At 57.6% G+C, this 19,025-nt stretch carries 16 protein-coding genes; 7 read left to right on the forward strand and 9 right to left on the reverse strand.

The genetic code is table 11. From position 1 onward, the window contains the following. Positions 1–116 precede the first annotated feature (116 nt). Positions 117–1,889 (reverse strand): glycosyltransferase family 2 protein, encoded by a 1,773-nt coding sequence (locus H6G52_RS02215; protein ID WP_190526107.1) that lies wholly within the window; start codon positions 1,887–1,889, stop codon positions 117–119. 565 nt (positions 1,890–2,454) lie between these two features. On the opposite strand from H6G52_RS02215, the gene H6G52_RS02220 reads away from it, so the two are divergent. The 6 genes from H6G52_RS02220 to H6G52_RS02245 all read left to right on the forward strand — a co-directional run bounded on the left by H6G52_RS02220 (position 2,455) and on the right by H6G52_RS02245 (position 8,540). After that, entirely contained in the window at positions 2,455–2,631 is a 177-nt protein-coding gene (locus tag H6G52_RS02220; protein WP_190526109.1) for a hypothetical protein, read from the forward strand. 331 nt (positions 2,632–2,962) lie between these two features. Continuing rightward, positions 2,963–3,718, forward strand: coding sequence for an MORN repeat-containing protein (locus H6G52_RS02225; RefSeq protein ID WP_242026147.1), 756 nt, complete (start codon positions 2,963–2,965; stop codon positions 3,716–3,718). A 329-nt stretch (positions 3,719–4,047) separates the two neighbouring features. Then, complete coding sequence (locus H6G52_RS02230) at positions 4,048–5,406, forward strand: histidine phosphatase family protein (RefSeq protein WP_190526113.1); 1,359 nt, start codon at positions 4,048–4,050, stop codon at positions 5,404–5,406. Continuing rightward, positions 5,407–6,711, forward strand: coding sequence for a dihydroorotase (locus H6G52_RS02235; protein ID WP_190526115.1), 1,305 nt, complete (start codon positions 5,407–5,409; stop codon positions 6,709–6,711). A 172-nt stretch (positions 6,712–6,883) separates the two neighbouring features. Then, the gene (locus tag H6G52_RS18965; protein ID WP_199312097.1) at positions 6,884–7,576 is read left to right on the forward strand and encodes a pentapeptide repeat-containing protein; all 693 of its coding nucleotides are present in this window, start codon (positions 6,884–6,886) and stop codon (positions 7,574–7,576) included. After that, positions 7,554–8,540, forward strand: a complete 987-nt coding sequence (locus H6G52_RS02245) for a pentapeptide repeat-containing protein (RefSeq protein ID WP_099534486.1) — start codon at positions 7,554–7,556, stop codon at positions 8,538–8,540. Before H6G52_RS18965 ends, H6G52_RS02245 begins: the two co-directional genes overlap by 23 nt. 188 nt (positions 8,541–8,728) lie before the next feature. Here the strand turns inward: H6G52_RS02245 and H6G52_RS02250 are convergent, their stop codons facing one another. Continuing rightward, the gene (locus tag H6G52_RS02250; RefSeq protein WP_190526117.1) at positions 8,729–9,667 is read right to left on the reverse strand and encodes a serine/threonine-protein kinase; all 939 of its coding nucleotides are present in this window, start codon (positions 9,665–9,667) and stop codon (positions 8,729–8,731) included. Between the two features lie 570 nt (positions 9,668–10,237). Between H6G52_RS02250 and H6G52_RS02255 the strand changes: the two genes are divergently transcribed. After that, complete coding sequence (locus H6G52_RS02255; RefSeq protein ID WP_190526119.1) at positions 10,238–12,607, forward strand: NB-ARC domain-containing protein; 2,370 nt, start codon at positions 10,238–10,240, stop codon at positions 12,605–12,607. A 382-nt stretch (positions 12,608–12,989) separates the two neighbouring features. Here H6G52_RS02255 and H6G52_RS02260 read toward each other — a convergent pair whose 3' ends face one another. The 7 genes from H6G52_RS02260 to accD form a co-directional block, all read right to left on the reverse strand. After that, a complete protein-coding gene (locus H6G52_RS02260) occupies positions 12,990–13,220 on the reverse strand; it encodes a hypothetical protein (RefSeq protein ID WP_190526121.1) in 231 nt (76 codons plus the stop codon). Positions 13,221–13,257: 37 nt separating this feature from the next. Next, on the reverse strand, positions 13,258–13,440 hold the full coding sequence (locus H6G52_RS02265) for a hypothetical protein (protein WP_099534512.1): 183 nt from the start codon (positions 13,438–13,440) through the stop codon (positions 13,258–13,260). 98 nt (positions 13,441–13,538) lie between these two features. Then, a complete protein-coding gene (locus H6G52_RS02270) occupies positions 13,539–14,795 on the reverse strand; it encodes a CCA tRNA nucleotidyltransferase (RefSeq protein WP_190526123.1) in 1,257 nt (418 codons plus the stop codon). A 9-nt stretch (positions 14,796–14,804) separates the two neighbouring features. Continuing rightward, positions 14,805–15,698: a hypothetical protein gene (locus H6G52_RS02275; RefSeq protein WP_190526125.1), complete on the reverse strand. Its 894-nt coding sequence runs from the start codon at positions 15,696–15,698 to the stop codon at positions 14,805–14,807. A gap of 26 nt (positions 15,699–15,724) precedes the next feature. Then, a complete protein-coding gene (locus H6G52_RS02280) occupies positions 15,725–16,180 on the reverse strand; it encodes a YtxH domain-containing protein (protein ID WP_190526127.1) in 456 nt (151 codons plus the stop codon). A gap of 334 nt (positions 16,181–16,514) precedes the next feature. Next, the gene (psbV, locus tag H6G52_RS02285) at positions 16,515–17,012 is read right to left on the reverse strand and encodes a photosystem II cytochrome c-550 (protein WP_099534491.1); all 498 of its coding nucleotides are present in this window, start codon (positions 17,010–17,012) and stop codon (positions 16,515–16,517) included. Positions 17,013–17,724: 712 nt separating this feature from the next. Continuing rightward, on the reverse strand, positions 17,725–18,711 hold the full coding sequence (accD, locus tag H6G52_RS02290; RefSeq protein WP_190526129.1) for an acetyl-CoA carboxylase, carboxyltransferase subunit beta: 987 nt from the start codon (positions 18,709–18,711) through the stop codon (positions 17,725–17,727). Positions 18,712–19,025 lie beyond the last annotated feature (314 nt).

Raw genomic sequence — 19,025 nt, forward strand, 5'->3', positions numbered from 1 at the left:
CTCCCATTGCGGAGCGATTCATCTCGATCGCATCCTGGTTTCATCCTGGCTTTGTTCTGGGTTCATTCTGGTTTCACTCCAGTTCGCCCTTGCTGTCACCCCGATCGCATCCTGATTCAGGGGTGAGGATGAGGCCGATCGCCCGGAGTCGCTGGCAAATCCAGCAGTACAAACCGCCGAACCTTCGGCCGGCGCATTGCCCGCCCGCCCCGCTGCCACATCAGCCTCCAAATGGCAGGGGAAAACAGCAGCGGCATCGACAGCGCCAAAGATTTCAGCCAGCGCCCCTGATGCCACAATTGGCGAGCTTGCACGAACCGCAGTCGATCGATCCATTGGCGCAACCTTGGGGTCATGGGTGGTTTGGGCGGTTGCGGTTGCGGTTGTGGTGGGCTGGAGATTGGGGCAGCGGGCAGCGCGAGCAAAGGATTGCTGGTTGGCAAATAGCTCAGGCGACTTAAGCGATTCAGGTGACTCAGGCGATTCAGGCGATCGAGGCGATTCCTGATCCGATCGCTGAGGGGTCGAGGGTAATTGGGATGGCGGGGCGCACTGGAGTGATGGGGACTGCTTTGGCGCTGGGCATGGTCTAAATGGTTCAGAAAATTTAAGTCCCGATCGAGCCAACGCCACAGTCGGGCCGCACGGCGCAGCAGCCAAGCCCGTCGCCGGGGCGATCGTTGGGCCCAGCGCACCAAAGGATCGAGCCACAGGGCGATCGCCCAACGCATCACCACCGTTTTCACTACAAACAGAGCCGCCAAGGGGAACCCCTGCTGCCACAGTTGCCGCGCCAACTGCAACCGAAAACGCATCTGTTGCCAGCGCAGTTTGAACCACCCACCCCGCAGCAGCGATTGGGGCGATTGGGCCCGAATCCAGGCCTGAAGGCGGCGCTTCAGATAGCGTTGGGTGTCTCGATAGGTCCAGGTAAGGGCGTGGAAAATACGATTCAGCCGAGTGTGCAACATCAGGCCCCATCCCCGAGCCGATAGCAAACTGGGAGCAGCGATCGAGAAAGCCTTGAACCATTGGTAATGCTTAAGGGCAACTAATCCCCAATGCAGGCGCAGATAGGACTGAACCGCCTGGCTTTCGGGTAATTGTTGCTGAAACCGTTCGTTTACCAGTCCGTGAATTTTTTGTTTAATGGACCAATTGGTGTCAAACCGGCGATCGAACGAAAATTGCCGGTTATAGGCTCCGTCCCAAACGGTGCGATAGGCCAAGCACTGATTTAAAAAAATGGCATCGCCATATTCAGCAATGCGAATCCAAGCATCAATATCATCAAAATTGGTATCAAACTGAGAGTCCCAGCCCCGGGCTTGCAGAAAGGCCGATCGACGAAAAGCCACTTGCACCGGCGTACCAAACGGCACCATCTCCACCAACATGCCGTAGTGAATATCCTCTTGGGGAATGAAATAGGCTAAACCTGGCCCCGTGCGAGGGGTGTGCCCCATTTCATTGCCCTGTAAGTCCACCTGCAAGGCCTGGCAGGAGCACAGGGCCGCGGGTGGACGTAAACCTTTGCCACAGCGTTGATCGTGAATGCGAATTGCCCGCACAAACTCAGCAATGCAATTGGGATCCAGATAATCATCATCATCCAGCAACTTCACCCAGTCGCCCTTGGCCAGCTCCACACCTCGGTTCACGCTGGCTGAATGGCCCTGATTGCTGCTGTTGCGCCAATAGACCAATTGGGCGCGTCGCTCGATCGGGAGGCTGAGTTGCAACTGAGCCACCCATTCGGGGGTATCGTCCCGGGAACAGTCGTCCACCACCACGACTTCACAGGGATAGCTTTGTCCCAAGGCAGAGGCGATCGCCCGATCGAGCAGCCGACGGCGGTTATAGGTAGCGATGACGATACTGAATTGCATAACACGGCTGTGGGCAGACCCAGGCTGCAAGGATGAGCCACGGCGCAGATCCCAAGGAAATCGCCTCAAGTGTTGCAAACTGGGGATGATCACCCGACCCGGCCAGGGCCAGACCCTGGGGTGGTCAATCAACCAGCGCACATACTGCTTACTTCGATCGATGCTGATGTACCCTGCTCGGGACTAATTGGACGGCATTTTCAGCATTTCAGACCCCAAGGGTGATCGCGGGAGGGAAGCCATCCGCAGCCATTGCCCCCCAAGCTAACGATGCCCCCCTAAGCTAACGATGCCCCCAACAGCGGGATCTGCGCTAATGCATCGCCACAACCCTGTCCCTAGTCATTATTCCCGCCCATTCTCCCAGCTAATCCATCAGCTATTCCATCGGTTATGCTCTATGTCTATGAGCAAAGCTGAGGGAACTAATCAAGGTTTCAAGCCAATCTCCCTCGTCCCTGATGGGAGTCTTGGATCGATTTTGAAGGGTTTTTCGACTGATGTTCTGTCGATTTTGTTTTTTGATCTGTTCTTGATCTGCAATTGGCCTTGAACGACTTAAGGATTGACTGCTTTGGGAGTTTGTAATCGCTTCATCATCATTTCCAAAATTGAAGGTCGGAAAGGTCAGCGTCCGATCGCGATTCCGAGCATTGCCTCCCAACCATTGCCTCTGAGCCAAGACAAAACCGATGCAGATGATTTTGAGTCCAGCCTCAAGATGTCCTACTGGTTTTTGTAACGATCCCAACGATGTTACTGAAGCTTGGATGGTTCAAAAATCGGAGTGAAAATTAGGGTAAAATGCTCTAAAACAAATCAATTCTCACAATCAAATCGATTCAAGTGATTGCTTGAATGCAGACAAAATAGACAAGCCCGATTAAAATAACGATTTAATAGAAAATTCGTCATGATCGCGATCAGCCAGTTACAAAAGATTTAGCCATGCCGCTCGCCATGCCGCCGATGGGCGGTTGCTCAGAACGGTTGCCACAGCTACTTATCCAGACCTTATGCGATCCAACTCAACTCGCTTGCCTTGGCCATGGGGTCGGGGCGTTGTGTTTCCGATGGTTCTGAGTGCCTGTGTTGGCACGATCGGGATTAGTCCAGCGGCGCGATCGGAAGAAGTGCGCCTATCCACCAATTCCGCCACCGCGTCCTGCGAGGAATTAGCCAAGGCCGCCATCTTCACGGGCCCAGGCAACTGCTTGGCGGCCAATGGCGATCGCTACGAGGGAGACTTTGTGGCGGGTCAGCGCACGGGGCGCGGCCGCTATGCCTATGCGGCGGGTGGGGTTTATGAAGGACAGGTGGTGAACGGCAAGCTGCAAGGGCGGGGGCTTTATGTGTCGCCTGCGGGCGATCGCTATGAAGGAGACTTTATGGCGGGACAGTTCAACGGTCGCGGCAATTACCGCACCGCCAATGGCGATCGCTACGAAGGGGAATTTCGCAACAATGCTTTCCACGGTCGCGGCATCTATAGCTATGCCAATGGGCAACAGTTGGCGGGGCTGTGGGAAGGGGGCCGACTCAAGGAGGCCCAGCCGATCGAAGCCGTGCGCACGGCCTTGAACCAAGCGACTGAGCCGCGATCACCTGAGCCGGTGACCCCGGCCCCGCGCACCGTACCGGCTCAAACCCCTACCCCCACGCCCCAGAGCCGATCGACCCCCACTTCTGAGGCCACCAATCCGCCAGCGGCGACCCAACCCACCCAGCAACCCACCCAACAACCCACGCCCAGCGCCAGCCCTAACCCACCCACCCAGCGGCGATCGGGCTTTGGCGAAACCACCGCACCGGATGTGTTAGCGCAATAGGCTGATCGGTTGCGCCTTGGTGGTGTAGCGGTTTCTGGCCCGATCGGCCCCTGGTGTGCTTTGGTTGCAACCGCTTCCTTGGGTGGCGGTTGTTTTCCCATGGAAATCTTCAATCAGAAGATCCGATCAGAAGAACTGTTGATTCACCCCAGAGCGGTAGAATGCATCCTGGCTGAGCGCCGGTTGTCTGCCATGGGCCCGCCTTCAATCCCCGAAGCAAGGCCCTGTTCGATCGCCAAACCGCTGCACCTTCGCTCTGACAAGCCCTCAGCCCGGCAATAGTCCTGTTGCCCCGCTCCCCCCTGACCCCCACTTTAGGAGACAGCCCCTTGGCTACGCGCGTTATCCTCATCCGCCACGGACAAAGTAACTTCAACACCCGCCGGATCATTCAAGGGCGCTGCGATCAGTCGGTGCTGACTGACTTGGGGCGTAACCAGGCTACCCAGGTGGCGATCGCCCTGCAAGGTTTGGCGATCGATGCCTTCTATTGCAGCCCCCTTCAGCGTGCGCGCCAAACGGCCGAAACCATCTGTCAGCAATTGCAGCCCGTGCCGCCATTGACCACCAACGAACTGTTGCGAGAGGTGGATTTGCCCCTCTGGGAAGGGCTGGCCGTGAGTGACGTGAAGGCTCAGTTTCCTGAAGCCTATGACCAGTGGAAACACCAGCCCCACGAATTCAGCATGGTGCTGGCCAGTGGGACGCATTTCCCGGTGCTGTCCCTGCGAGAGCAGGCTAAGGCCTTTTGGGAAGAGATTTTGAGCCGCCATCAGGGACAAACGGTGGTTTTGGTGGGCCATAACGGCATTAACCGTTGCTTGCTGAGCACGGCGTTGGGAATTGGCCCCGATCGCTACCACTGCCTGCTGCAATCGAACTGCGGAATCAGCGTGCTGAACTTTGCTGGTGGCCTAGGGGATGCGGTGCAACTGGAATCGATGAACCTGACGGCGCATTTGGGAGCCTTGGGGGGTTCCGCCGTGCCCAAGCCCGGTGGGGGCGATCGGGGGCCGCAGTTGCTGTTGGTGCGCCACGGGGAAACGGAATGGAACCGTCAGGGGCGGTTTCAGGGCCAAATTGATGTGCCCTTGAATGAAACGGGTCACGGTCAAGCGGCCAAAGCGGGCAATTTCCTGAAGGATGTGGCGATCGACTTCGCCTTCAGCAGCCCCATGGCTCGCCCCAAGGCCACGGCGGAGGCAATTTTGGCGCATCACCCGGGGCTGGAATTGGGCTTGCTCGATACTCTCAAGGAGATTGGCCATGGTCTGTGGGAAGGCAAGTATGAATCGGAAATTGAGGCGGAATATCCGGGCTTGCTGAAACAGTGGCAAACGCACCCGGAAACGGTGCAAATGCCGGAGGGTGAGAATTTGCAACAGGTGTTCGATCGCGCTGAGCAGGCCTGGGCGGCCGTGCTGGCTCAGGCGGGTGAAGTGGCAACGCCAGCCGATCGCCCCTTGACCGGTTTGGTGGTGGCCCATGATGCCGTGAATAAAGCCCTGCTCTGTCAGCTCACGGGCCTTGGCCCCGACAGCATTTGGCGCTTTAAGCAAGGGAACGGTGGGGTAACGGCAATTTGCTATCCCGACGGGCCCGATAGTTTGCCGGTGTTGCAGGCGATGAATATTACCCATCACCTATCCGGCACTATTTTGGACAAAACGGCCGCTGGGGCGCTGTAGATGGCGATCGAACTGCTACGGGAAATTCGTCTGATTGACCCGGTGGCCCAGGTTGATCGCCGGGCCACGGTTCTGTTGGATCAGGGGCAAGTGCGGGCGATCGACCCGGATCCCCAAGCCCTGCCAGAGGGAACCCGAGTGATTGAGGCGGCGGGGCAAATTTTGGCTCCGGGCCTGGTGGATTGCTATTCCCGATCGGGCGAACCGGGCCATGAGTCCCGAGAAACCCTCGCCAGTGTGGCCGCCGCCGCCCTGGCCGGTGGGTTCACCACTCTCGCCCTGTTGCCCAACACGCAACCGGCGATCGATCAGCCCGCCATGGTGCAAAACCTGCGCGATCGCTGGGCGGCCTTGCCGGAGCCAAGCCCCCGCCTGCACCTTTGGGGAGCCTTGACCCAAGGAACCCAAGGGGAGCAAATGAGCGAGTTGGCAGAGTTAGCCACCGCTGGCATTGTGGGTTTCACCGACGGTCGATCGATCCGGGATTGGGTCTTAATGGAACGCTTGCTGGATTATGCAGGGCCCTTGGGGTTGCCGTTGATGGTGATGGGTCAAAGGGCCTCGGCCAGTCGCAGCCCGGTGCTGGAAGGGGTTGAGGCGTTGCGGTTGGGGCTGGTGGGGGTGTCGGCGGCGGCCGAAAGCAGTGCCCTAGCCACCCTCTTGGAATTGTTGCGCGATCGCCCCGCCCGCCTGCATGTGATGCGTTTAGCCACCGATCGCGCCGCGGCCCTCGTGGCCCAAGGCAAGGCCGATGGGTTGCCCCTCACGGCCAGCCTGTCATGGTTGCAATTGCTCTGCGACACCAGCCACATTGACGGCCGGCGACCGCTGCCGGGCAGCGATCGCCCCCCTTTACCCTACGATCCCAGCCTGCATCTGCCTGCTCCCTTGGGCAATCCCACCGATCGCCAAGCCCTGATCGCTGCCCTCAAAACCGGAGCGATCGACGCGATCGCGGTGGATCATACTCCCTACACCTACGAAGAAAAAACCGTCGCCTTTGCCGAAGCACCCCCAGGGGCGATCGGGCTGGAGTTGGCCTTGCCCTTGCTCTGGTCAGGGTTGGTGATGACCGGGGAATTGACGGCGCTGGAACTGTGGCGATCGCTCAGTCAGCGGCCCGCCGAGTTGTTGGGCCAAACGCCCCAAGCGATCGGCCCCGGTCAGGCCCAGCCCCTGATTCGGTTTGACCCCGCCGCCACCTGGACAGTGGAGCCGGCCCAATTGCAGTCCCTGGCCCAGAACACCCCATGGCTGGGCCACAAAATTACGGGGCGTGTGGTGCAAACCTGGTTACCGACCTGAACGGTTGATGAACCCTCTGATGCACCCTCGTGCCGCCGCGATGCGGATCGTGAGAATGTTGAACTCTCTTTGCATTCAGCCGGCCGCCGGTTCCCTTCGGGTTACCCTAAAAACTGGGTAGTGATCATGTGCAGCAGCCGTTGTGCAAACGGCAATTGAAGGAGATTGAATTGTGACGGTTTTTCAGGATGCAGGGGCCCCTGCGGAACAGGCGGGTGCGGATCGATCGCGCGTGGATTTGGATGCGGCGATCGAACAAATTACCCAAGCGTTGAACCTGGCGGAGCGTCACCCCCTGTCGCCGGAGCAGCGAGCAGTGTTGGATTGCCTCCTGGCGCGATCGGGTGGAGCCATTGACGGGCCCTGGGCCGGGGCGATCGCGGCCATTTGGGCCAATCCGCAAGCCAGCTTCCTTGACTTGTTGACCCTGGCCCAACTGAATCCCCAACAAGACTTAACCGGCAGACAACTGCTGGGGGTGCGACTGGAGGGGTGTGACCTGAGCGGGGCCAATCTGCAACGGGTGAATCTACGGGGTTCCCAGCTTTGTGATGCGGACTTGAGCGGGGCCGATTTGGCGGAAGCACGCTTAGCCGGGGCAGATTTGTCCGGGGCCCTCTTGAGCGATGTCAATTTAACCAAAGCAGATTTGCACAAGGCCAGCTTGGCCCTGGCCAACCTGAGCGGGGCTAACCTGAGTGGGGCTAACCTGAGCGGGGCCAACTTGAGTCGGGTGAATTTTCATCGGGCGATCGTCACGGGTGCGGTCTTGGGCCATAACGAAGGACTAACGGCCGAAGACTATCAACAGTTGGTAGCCAACGGCGCGATCGGTGATCTCCATGAAACAGAGTCAGGCGGCTGAGTGGATTGAGCAATATCACCAGGGCAAGTGGAATTTTGATCGAGCCAATTTGTCGGAACTACGCTTAAGCGGGGCGGATTTTTCCGGGGCCCGCTTTCGCGAAGTTGTGGCTCGGGCGGTCAATTGGTCTTCGGCCTATCTGTCGGGGGTGAACCTGCGGCGGGCGGATTTGCGCGAAGCCGATCTACGGGGCACTTACCTGCGGCGGGCAGATTTGCGCGAAGCCGATTTACGGGGTGCAGATCTGCGAGGAGCCAGCTTAAACGGGGCGGATCTTTGTGGGGCGGATTTGCGGTGGACTTGGGTGGATGGGGTGGACTGGCGACAGGCCCGCGTGGATGCCCGTACCCAAGGGGCGATCGACTGGTTGCAGCAGGGGGCGATCGTCCTGGGTTCCCACCTGAAAGCCGCGGCCAGCAACCTCAGCCAAGCGGACTTGCGGGGTTGGAATTTAGCCCAAGCCCAGTTACAGGAGGCTTATCTCGATCGGGCAGATTTGCGCGGAACCGACCTGAGCCACGCCCAACTCCAAGGGGCTAGTTTTCACGGGGCATTGATGGACGAGGCCACCTGCTGGCCCCAGGACTTTGACCCGATCGGGGCTGGCCTGTGGTTAATTGCGCCCCAAAGTAACTTGGCCACCGCCGACCTGAGCCACTTTGATTTGTCCGAGGTGGATCTGAGTCGGGCTAACCTCCGCCGAGCCAATCTGATCCGCACCGATTTAAGTCGGGCCGCGCTAATTGACGCGGATTTGAGTCGGGCAGATTTGACCCAAGCCATTTTGTTTGCCAGCAATCTCACCCGAGCCGTTTTGCACGATGCTCAATTGGAGCAAGCGGATTTTCGGCGGGCTACCCTGCCGAATGGGGAGCGCTGGAATGGCCAGGGAACGGTGGCGTTGTATGGAGTCCCGCGCCCTTGGCATTCCGTACCGGAGCGATCGCCCCTAGTGCCGCGCTGATTTGCCGCGCTAATGTGCCGCGTTGATTGGCAACTAAGATTTGCCACCAAGATTTGCCACAAAAAAATCCGGCTCGTGGAGCACAGTCCACCGCCGAATTGAACAGAGAGATTGTGGTGTGTAGGAACACTAGAAAATCCCTAGAAACCCCTAGAAATTTCTAGGTTGCTGGGATTCCCAGGGATTCCCTAGGCAGCCCTCGGGAATTCCGGGAACTGCCTAGGGGGCGTGGCGACAACGGGCGGCCGCGCCAGGCGCTGAGCCAGGGGAAGCAAGGACGTGGCGGTGGTTCCCGCTGGCATGATTCGGCGATCGCTCGGGTTGGGAGCCATCAGGGTGTCGATCGCATCGGCGATCGAGTCCGGCAACCCCGGCACAGCCCAGCGCCAGTCAAAGTCAGAGTCAACACTTTGGGCAATCAAATCTAAGGGATGCTGCCCCGTGAGCCAATGCACGATCGTGCGGCCCAGGCTAAACCAATCGCTGGCGGGGCCAATGGGCTGCCCTTGCCGCTGCTCTGGGGCAATGTAGCCAGCGGAGCCACAGGCCGCCGCCCGCTCACCCACCAGCATTGCCGCATCAAAATCCACCAGGGCCAAATCCCCCTGGGGCCGCCGAATCAGATTGGCGGGCTTCACGTCCCCATGGATCCAGCCGGCTTGGTGCAGGTTGTGAAGCAGGCTGCTGAGTTGCACCCACCAGCGAATCGCTGCCATGGGGTCGATCGCCCCCTGTCGATCGAGATAAGCCTCTAGGGATTCCCCCGCAATCGCCTCCATCACCAGCCCCTGAAAGGGCCAGCGGCTGTCGATCGGTCGCCAGCAAAAGAAGCCATCCACCGCCGCCTTGGGGATTTGGGGATGCTGGGGGCCGCGCATCAGCACTTCCGCTTCCCGATAAAGCCGATCGAGCCGGGTTGATTGTTGACGAATCAACAGTTTCAAAACCTTGGGCCGATCGTCGTCTTCCAAGTCCACCACCTCAAACACTTGCACCTGACCGATTTGAGGCAATCGCGCGGCGGCGGCATTCAGCCCCCGCAGGATGCTGTAGCGATCGTGAATTAAGGTTCCGTCGGGCCAAGCCGTTTTCCGATCCTGAGACAACACCGGAGAGGGAAGGATCATGGGGCATTCTCGACCAAAGTTTCAAGAATTCAGCAACACAGAGCAGGCAGCTAGGGCGCAATTACTCAAGCCCTAAACCCAACATCAACTGCATTAACATCGCCTTGCTTGGAAATTTTTATGCAGGCTCCAAGACCTGGAATTGTTGTTGATTTAGCCCAAAAACCATCAGCAGCCCATTGGCTTGGATCCGGCTGCGGCCCATGACAGCGGGCTTTGGCCCAGAACCCAGATGAATTGCTCGCGGCTTTTGGCCCAGATCCAGGGGCGATCGACCCTAGGTCTGTCCGTTGAACGAATTTGTTAAACGAGTCCTCTGAACTAACAGGAATTCACGAAGGCTGAGCAATCAGTTTCCCCCACGCGATCGGCGCGGAATCGGTGGCGAGATCAGCTTGAAAATCAGAATATCTCGATCCGTTTTGTAAGAGCCAAAGCCAAAATCTTAGGTAAAACTCTAAAATCTTAGGTAAATCTCAAATCTTCGATCAATTCGATGAAACTGACCTAAATCCCGGCCACGAACTTTGGCTAATCGAGCCTTTCCCGAAGGAGGGTGACCAGCAAGCGATGGATAGCAAAAGCACGTTGTTTCAGGAGGTGGGGTGCGAATGGAATCTCGAAGGTCTCTATCGCGACTTGGGCCGAGTCAAGGCCCGGCTGCTGTGGGCAAAGCAGGGGCAGCCCTGTCCGGAGTTTCCCACCGCTGGTGATCCTCGGCGATCGCAACTCAGCCGCACTGAACGCCTCTATTTGCGCGGATTTCTCACAGGAATGAGCATTAAAGCCTTGGCAACAGTGCTTGAAATTAACACCGATGCTCTCCGAACAGAACTCACAAATAAGCTTTACACTTATCTTAAAGCATTATTAAATTGGGAAGGACGTTTTTGTCATCGCCGAGCTTTGGCAATGTTAGCAGAACGTCCCTATCGAATTTCCTCCGTTCCGATTGCGGAGTATCAAAACTTGAAGGTTTATTTACCAGCTCAGGATAGTGCGATTTTGGAGGGCCGCGATCGGGAGTGGGAACACCTGATTCACTGGCTGCAACGGAATCAAGAAGAGCGATTTTGGGTGATTGAAGGCGCTGGCGGAACCGGTAAGACGGCCCTGGCTTTAGCGAGTGTTCATTATTTAATTCAACAAAACTCTTGCCCTTTTCAGTGGGTCTTGTTCACTTCCGCTAAAACCCATTACTTAACGGGGATGGGGTTGCTGCCAGGATGTCGATCGCAACAAACCCTAGAGCAGCTATTATCGGAAATTTTGCAAAATCTCACATCCGATTCTGATCGGGTGACAAATGAATGGAACGATCGCCCGCTGCCCGATCGAATGCGACAGGCTTGGACTTTGATGGCTCAACAACCCATGTTGTTGATTTTGGATAGTTTTGAGGAAATGACGGATCCGCAGGCCACGTTGGCGTTTTTGTATGAATTGCCGGCCACGGTCAAGGTGCTGTTCACCTGTCGCTACCGGTTGCCGATCGCCCGATCGCTCCACCTAGATCCCCTGGAGCCAGAGGCGGCCTTGCGGTGGATCATGCAGCGGGTTCCGGAAACGGGTTGGCCTTGGTCTCTGGGGCAATATCGGCGCTTGGTGGCGGCGGCGGGTTCCCTGCCGGGGCCGATCGCTTGGGGGCTGGGGCAATTGGCGGCGGGCCAACCAATCGCCTGGGTCATTGCCCAACTGGAACAGCCGGATCACTGGGTGACGCAGTTTTACTGTGCCAACACCCTGGAGGCTTTGGGCGGGCAGTTGGCGGGGCAATTCCTGTTGGCCCTCAGTTGGTTTGCGGTTCCCGTGCAACCGGCGCTGTTAGCCCAAGTGGCCGGAGTAGATCCAGAAGCCCACGCCACCTGGGCCCATTTGGCCAAGCTGGCTGAGCAGTCCATGGTGACCCTCCATTGTGACGGGCGCTATGGTCTGTCGTCCTTGGCTCGGCGTTATGTGGCCACGGTGGGGGCCGATCGCCTGGCCCCAACTCAAGCAATGGCGATGCGTGAGCGATGGTTGCAATGGGCGATCGACTACGTGCGGCAACATGGCCAGGGCGATCGCCTGGAGTGGTTAACCGATCACCAGGCGATCGATCTCCATTGGGACACCCTGAATCAGGTTTTGGATTGGTGTTTGGCGACCGGGCGGTTGGAGTCGTTTTGGCAGGTTTTTCAACCCCTCAGGGGCTACAGTCACTTTCGCGGCCATTGGTCAGAGCGGATTGCCCGCGATGCCAAAGCCATCCAACTGGCTCGCCAGCAACAGAACTCGGCCTTGGAGGCACGCTTTTTGTTCGATCGCGGTTGGACCCATGCCCTCCGCAATGACTCCCAATCCCTTCGCCAGGCTTGCGCGGATTTTGAGGCCGTTTGGCAATTGCGGGATCACCTGGATCTAGATTTGCAGTCGGATTTAGCCATTAACCAACTGCGCCTGGCCTATGAACAGGGATCGATCGACCATGGCGATCGGTGGAAACACCGTGTTGAGCAGCTCATTCACAATCCCCAGCTCAACGCCGAGCACCGGTTGCGCTTGGAGTGCCAGAGTCTTTACTACGAAGGCGATGTGGCCCAGCAGGCACAGAACTCCGCCGAAGCCTTGCGACTTTATACGACTGCCCTGAAAAAAGCACAGGCCTTGGGTTGGCAACGGGGAACGGCCTACATTCAGTCCTCGATCGGGCAGGTGCGGATGGCGCAGGGGCAATATTCCCGAGCTTTGCGGGAGTTGGAAGCCAGCTACCGGTTGGCGGCAGTGATTGTTGATCAGCGGTGTTGTGCCTATTGCTGCAAGCATTTGGCCCGCGCGGCCTTGGCCGGGCGATTGCGCAAGGAGTCGCGTAATTGGGCCGAGCGGGCGATCGATCACTTCCAAGCCGTGGGAATGGTCACCGAGGCCCAAGAAATGGAGGATTTTCTGAAAAATCTCTAAACATTTTTAACGAGGTCTTTAGAGCGGATTGATAAAGCGACTATAAATTCCTTTCCAAGATTACTGATTGACTGACAAAACACTCAAATGCTTGGTTTTTCGGTAGGTTGGGTTGAGCTTTGCGAAACCCAACTCGATCACTACGAACCTTGCTGTTGTTGGGTTTCGTGCCTCAACCCAACCTACAAAATGATCGTTGATCAGCCGATCTGGAGGAAAGGGATTTTCGTGAAAGAGGTCTAATTTCCCACATTTGCAACGCCTGCCTCGGCCGTTGCCCTTGGTCAAGGGAACTGATCTTCAAAATATAGTCGTTCCGATTGACAATGAGATCGACCAAGCCTTGTCCGGCAAAGGTTTCAGGTCATGATGTGTCTCATTTCTAATCGAGCCTACTATAAATGCTCAAAACAAATGGCAAAAATAAATGCTCAAAACAAATGGCAAAAACAGAGAAGCGCAACAGTGAATAAAACTGCTGCGCTTCCTCAAAGCCGCGATCGGGTGCTTCTGGCCCCGGTCGTGGGTTAGACCCAATCCATGGCACAACCCAGAGGTTAATGGAAAATTGGATCCACGACGGAGCAAGGAAACCCAAAACGTTTTTAGCCACAGGCCGCTTCGGCCACAGAGGAGAGACTTGGGTTGGGTTAGACCGCTGCACCGTCTTGAACGTCGGTGGTCGTTTCCTCTTCATTGGTTTCCGCTTCGGCCGATGCAGACGGGCGACGAGAGCGGTGCATCCGTCCACTGTTGGAGCGCTTGCGGAATTTACGTGCGTAAGCCAAGTTACGCTGTGCTTTTTCTTTTTTGAGGTTACGGCGCTTTGCCATGTTCCATTTCCCGTTCAGCCCACCTAGCATAGCGCATCTCGATCGCCTTGAGATTGCCTTTCGCGATCGACCCGCAAAGGTTGGCCCGCAAAGGTTGGCTATGTCGGGAAGGATTGGGCTGATTGGAGCCAGCTTTGGGCAAACTGCCGAGCGCTTTCGGAACCCTGAATTTGTCCAATGGCCTGGGCCCGCTCCAGGGCCGCCAACAGTTGACCGACGATCGGCCCCCGGGGCAAGCCAAATTCCGTCATCAACTCGTGACCCGTGAGCGGTGGGCTGGGGTGGGCGACCGGATCGGTGGCATCTTGCCAACGGCCAATCGCCTCGGCCAGGGCGATCGGGGCCGTTCCTTCCGCCAAAGCCAGGAGCACGGCCGCCAAAAATCCTTCCCCAGCCGCCTTGCAAAATTGGTACTGAGCCGCGCGATCGAGAGGCGAGAGGTGATCGGCCGGCAGGCTAGCCTTGGCCCCCAGAATTGCCAGCAGAATGCGCTGATCAACCCGGCTGGTTTTGAGTTGCTCCAGGGCCCGTTGGGCGATCATCAAATCTGACCCCAACAAACAGGCCAGCCGGGCCGCCGCCAAGGGCGATCGCCCATTGGGCAGGGGACAGTTGAGGGGGGCATCGGGCCAAAGGTTTTGTAATTGCTCGATCGCCTTGGATAGGGTCGGGAGCGTTACCCCATGCTTTCCTTGCCAAGGGGGCAGCCAATCGCGCAAAAGCTGAATTTCGCTGGCCGCCATCAGTGCCCGATCGCCCCGGGGCGTTTCCAACAAATAGTCCAACTCAGCCCGCACCCGCTCGGCGGCCACAAACCGCAAATTCGGTACCTGTTGGGCGATCGCCTGGGCCGTGGTCGGCTCCATTTGAAGGTTCAATTGGGCGCTGATTCGATAGGCCCGCAACAAGCGCAGGGGATCCTCCCGCAGGTTTTCCACGGACACCATCCGCAGGGATCGATCGGCTAAGTCTCGCCGGCCTTCGAGAGGGTCAACCCACTCCTGACGATGGGGTTGGTAGGCGATCGCATTCACCGTGAAGTCCCGCCGTCGCAGATCCGCCTCGATCGAGTCGCCCACTTGGGCCGCCACATCCAGCGTTCCCTGCGCAAAAACCACCCGCGCAATCTGGCGTTCTCGATCCAACACCACAAACCCCGCATCGTAGCGCCCAGCAATCGATCGGGCCAGCTCGATCGCCCCCGTCGCCAGCACCACATCCAAATCCACCGCATCGCGTTGCCGCCCCAAAAGGGCATCCCGCACGGCTCCACCCACCAGATAAGCCGTCTCGGGTAAATCCGTCAGTTTTAAGGGGGTGAGTTTTAGGGGCCAGTCCTGCAAATCAAGGCTCATCTCGACAGCTCATTTCGATCGCTCAACCAGGGTTCCATCTCCAGATTCAGGGTCGGAGTTAGTGCTTGCTTCAGGGTTGCGATCCTGACCTGAATTTCGATCACGGCCCGAATCGGGATCATTGCCTAGCTGCTCCAGTTCACCGGAGGTTGCTGAATGGTTCAGACCTCGCAAATTTTGCAAATCTTGGAGCGCCTGTTGATCTCCATAGTTGGCTCGATGGCTCAAATGATCTAATTCATCCAGATCCTCGACATCCAGATCCTCGACATCCAGATCTTCCAAATCATCATCGAGATCATCATCCAGCTCATCTTCTAGGTAGGCCTCCGCATAGCGATCGGGCGGTTGCCAAGTGGATCCACTCGGTAGTCCCGGCCGTTCCGCTCGCCGGTTCAGCCCCTCAGTTCTTGGGTCGTTTCGCTCATCGCGATCACTCCGTTCATTGCGATCGTTCCTGAGGTCACCCCGCAGTTCGCCCCGCAATTCATTCCGTTCACTGCGCCCTTCCAATCGGTTATCTCGACGGCGATCGCGACCAGGTTTCACCAACACCTGCCAAGCGGCCTGAAGACCCGCCGCCGCCCGCCGGGCCGTGGCTCCCACTCGCCGCGCCTGCCGCCGGGCCGTATCCAAGCTGCTGTCCACCTTTTGCACCACTTGACCGGCGCTTTGCACACCATTGGTCATGTCATCCGTCAGGTCACTAATTTCCAAACCCGTGAGGCGAATGGCTTCCAGGGTGGGCGGCAATTCCCTCGTGAGAGTGTCAAATAACTTTTCGGCGCTGCGGGCGGCCCGCCCCAATTCTTGCAGGGCAGGAATGGCAGCGGCCAGGGCGATCGCCAAGCAAATGCTGACGAGCAAAAACGATAGCCCCAGCCAAAATAACGGATCGATCATGGGTTCAGAGGACGGAATGCGCGCCGTTAGCGATCGCCCGTTTGGGTCATGGGGGCGGCCATACGGTTATAGGCCAACTGGCGGGGCTTCGGAGTTGGGGTTGAGCCGGTTGGGATTGCGTCGCCCTCTTCCGATAAGCTGACATCTTCTTGATCCACCGTTTGACTGGCGGCCACACCGCTGGCGATCGCGTCTCGCAGTCGATCGAATGCCCCTTCTAGGCGATCGCGAGTGCGATCGGACCAAATGGCCGCTTGGTCGCGCACCACTTGCCCCAACTCCTCCAACGCTCCCGGCAGGCGATCGCCCGATTGCTTCACCGTTTTTTGTAAGGTGTGTTGCAAAGTGTTTTGCAAAGATTGTTGTAGACGCTGGCGGGAGGCTCGACCCGATCGGGGAGCCAACAATAATCCTGCTACGGCTCCGGTTGCCGCCCCCAACAGGATCCCCAGCGCAAATCGATCGGACTGACGTTTAGACATGATGATGACGCGGGGCAAACGGCACAGCTAGTGGAACTCATGCGGCCATGGAACCTTAGCCCAGAGACCTTTCGATTCTACCCTGCAAAATTGCGGGGTGGCCACCGCTCAAGGAATCCCAAAGCCTAATTCAGTCCAATGCTCAACTAATTCCAATACCCAATTCATCCCAAACAAATACCCGGCCACCATCCTTGGGTTAACCGGGCAAGCAATCGATTATGAGCCTTGAATGGGGCAACTGAATCAAACAACCATCCAGGGAACCCTGAGGGCATCGCTACCGGGCATCATCTACCCTGTTGCTCGATCGCCCTCCATATTCACTCATCCATCAAGTTGAATAACGAGTCTTACCAGCGCCCCAGCGGGAACCAATCACCTTGGGTTGGCTCAGAATATGACCAGCGATCGCTTCCAATTCCTCATCGGTCAGGTTCCGCATCTCCGGGAAAATGTCAGAACTGCGGGTACTGGGGTGCAGTTCATAAATTTCCGTTTCACCGTCGTAGGTGGTCGGATTCTTCATGTAGTCCACCAGGCCAGCGATGTGATCGCGGCTAGGAACGGCACCCGCCAAGGACGAAGGCGACAGATCCACATCGGGGCTGGTCTTGGTCACACCGCCCGCATGGCACTGGGCACAAGTGTCATTAAACAGTCTCTTGCCCAGAGCCACTTGCTCCAGGGTCAAGGTGACGGTATCACCCTTTTCGCTGACCTTGACCGTGCGCAGTTCCGGCTTCATTTCCGCCGCGCTTACGGGGCTAACGGCCAGTTGGAAGGCAAAAAACGCCACCGCTACAACTAGCAAAACAACCTTTTTCAGCATAGTTCTTTCTAGACTTGAGTCTCTTGATCTCGATCAAAGTCAGGCCGATGTTATAGCCGGCTAGATTGTCGCTCGGATCGCGCGATCGCCCCCGCTGCGGCACTCTAACCACAATTCACATCCTCCCCATGCTAAAGCAACGGGGATTCCCGATCTAGGCAGCCAGCTAAAACGGCTGCGTTGATCGGTGGTTTGACCCCAAGGCCCTCTCCACTGCCCAGTGACGGGAGCGGGGTTGGTTCCGGTGTCTTTTCAAAGTGTCCGAGTCTCACCCAGCGATCGCCGGGTAATGATAACGGTTGCCTTTGGCCGGCAAAGCCCTAAACGGTAAATGTTTTGGAGAAAAAATGCGGTAGCCAAAAGTTGATTTTAATCTTACCGGATTGAGGGCAAAGCCCCCGCCTTTCAGGCTCCGGGAGATGGCAAGTTATCAACTCAAGCCGCATCAGTGGGCATGGCTTTCCAAGATCGGGGGCTGAATAACCGTTGGGGGTCAAGGCTTTCAGCCCATGGCCCCAGTCTCGCTTCGGGGGCGGGGTGATCCCCCGTAGAGCCTGGATTCCGAAACCATCGTTCGGAAACATATCGCAATCTCGGGTTGCAATCTCGGGCCGCAATCTCGGGTCGTAATCTTGGCGAGGGCCGCTGGAGCGAATCGAATTGGGTGAACCGAATCACTGCGAGCCGGTTGGAGGATAGCCGGTTAGAGGATTTAGGGCTGGGCCGCGATCGAGCCAGGGGCGATCGAACGTTCCACATGCAACCCATCCCGTTGACCATCCAGCATCACCTCATCCCGCAGCCGGGCCCCATTGGTGGGAGCTGTGGACACCGCCCGTCGGGAAGCGTGATGCAATCGAACCAAGCGGGCCAACGTAGACTTCAGTTGGGTTCGCGGCACGATCGCATCCACAAACCCGTTTTGTTGCAAATATTCCGCCGTTTGGAAATTATCCGGGAGCTTTTCGCGCAGGGTTTGTTCAATGACCCGCCGACCCGCAAACCCGATCAATGCTTTGGGTTCTGCGATGATGATGTCGCCGAGCATGGCAAAACTGGCCGTCACACCGCCCGTGGTGGGATGGGTCAGCACAGGGATGTAGAGACAGCCGGCCTCGCGATGCTGTTCCAGGGCCCCGGAAATTTTGGCCATCTGCATCAAACTCAGCATTCCTTCCTGCATTCGGGCCCCCCCGGATGCGCAGACAATCACCATGGCCCGGCGTTCAGCGGTGGCCCGTTCGATCGCCCGAGTTAGCTTTTCGCCCACCACGGATCCCATACTGCCGCCCATGAACCGAAAGTCCATCACTCCCAGGGCGATCGGCTGGCCTTCCAAATCACCCAAGCCCGTTTGCACCGCATCAATGAGGCCGGACTTGGTTTGGGCCTCCACAATTCGATCGCTGTAGGACTTGCGATCGAAAAAGCCCAAAGGATCCACCGGGCGCACATCCCGATCCAACGCCACCCAAGTGCCCGGGTCAATTAATTGCTGGATCCGCTCATCGCTATAGACCCGCATATGATGCCCACAATCCAGACAAACCATCTGATTTGCCTGAAGGTCTTTCGTGTAGGCGAGAACGCCGCAGGCTTCACACTTCGTCCAGAGACCATCGGCGATTTCTCGCTCTTGGCCTGAATGTCCAGCCGGATCGCTCTTACGACGATTTGCAAACCAATCAAACAACGACATGGGTTCAATACTCTCCGGGTAGATTCCCCGCCCCTCGGGGCGTTACAATACTCTTGCGGACACCAGAAACGGCTGCGTCAAAGGCACTGGTAACGGTCGATTGGGGGTGTTGTAAACCATCCCAGAGGCTCGGCGGATTCGTTCCAACAGGGCTATCAAAATGCGTTGCTGCTTTCGGCCGGCGCAGTTTACCTGCTTCCAGATGCGCCCTTACCAGCAGCGGGTGATCGCTGCCCTAGTTTCCCACGCTCTGGCCCAGAACCCAAAATTCTTCCTTTAGCCATAATGCGCTTGAATTTGCTGATCGCCCTGTT

Origin of the sequence: Limnothrix sp. FACHB-881, assembly GCF_014698135.1 — a bacterium.
GTDB lineage: Bacteria > Cyanobacteriota > Cyanobacteriia > CACIAM-69d > CACIAM-69d > CACIAM-69d.

What these genes read in the sequence shown, in the direction of transcription:
- H6G52_RS02250 (WP_190526117.1), bottom strand. Translation starts at nt 9,667, where the DNA reads ATGATCCTTCCCTCTCCGGTGTTGTCTCAGGATCGGAAAACGGCTTGG.
- H6G52_RS02255 (WP_190526119.1), top strand. Translation starts at nt 10,238, where the DNA reads ATGGATAGCAAAAGCACGTTGTTTCAGGAGGTGGGGTGCGAATGGAAT.
- H6G52_RS02235 (WP_190526115.1), top strand. Translation starts at nt 5,407, where the DNA reads ATGGCGATCGAACTGCTACGGGAAATTCGTCTGATTGACCCGGTGGCC.
- accD (WP_190526129.1), bottom strand. Translation starts at nt 18,711, where the DNA reads ATGTCGTTGTTTGATTGGTTTGCAAATCGTCGTAAGAGCGATCCGGCT.
- H6G52_RS02275 (WP_190526125.1), bottom strand. Translation starts at nt 15,698, where the DNA reads ATGATCGATCCGTTATTTTGGCTGGGGCTATCGTTTTTGCTCGTCAGC.
- psbV (WP_099534491.1), bottom strand. Translation starts at nt 17,012, where the DNA reads ATGCTGAAAAAGGTTGTTTTGCTAGTTGTAGCGGTGGCGTTTTTTGCC.
- H6G52_RS02225 (WP_242026147.1), top strand. Translation starts at nt 2,963, where the DNA reads ATGGTTCTGAGTGCCTGTGTTGGCACGATCGGGATTAGTCCAGCGGCG.
- H6G52_RS02280 (WP_190526127.1), bottom strand. Translation starts at nt 16,180, where the DNA reads ATGTCTAAACGTCAGTCCGATCGATTTGCGCTGGGGATCCTGTTGGGG.
- H6G52_RS02265 (WP_099534512.1), bottom strand. Translation starts at nt 13,440, where the DNA reads ATGGCAAAGCGCCGTAACCTCAAAAAAGAAAAAGCACAGCGTAACTTG.
- H6G52_RS02270 (WP_190526123.1), bottom strand. Translation starts at nt 14,795, where the DNA reads ATGAGCCTTGATTTGCAGGACTGGCCCCTAAAACTCACCCCCTTAAAA.
- H6G52_RS02215 (WP_190526107.1), bottom strand. Translation starts at nt 1,889, where the DNA reads ATGCAATTCAGTATCGTCATCGCTACCTATAACCGCCGTCGGCTGCTC.
- H6G52_RS02245 (WP_099534486.1), top strand. Translation starts at nt 7,554, where the DNA reads ATGAAACAGAGTCAGGCGGCTGAGTGGATTGAGCAATATCACCAGGGC.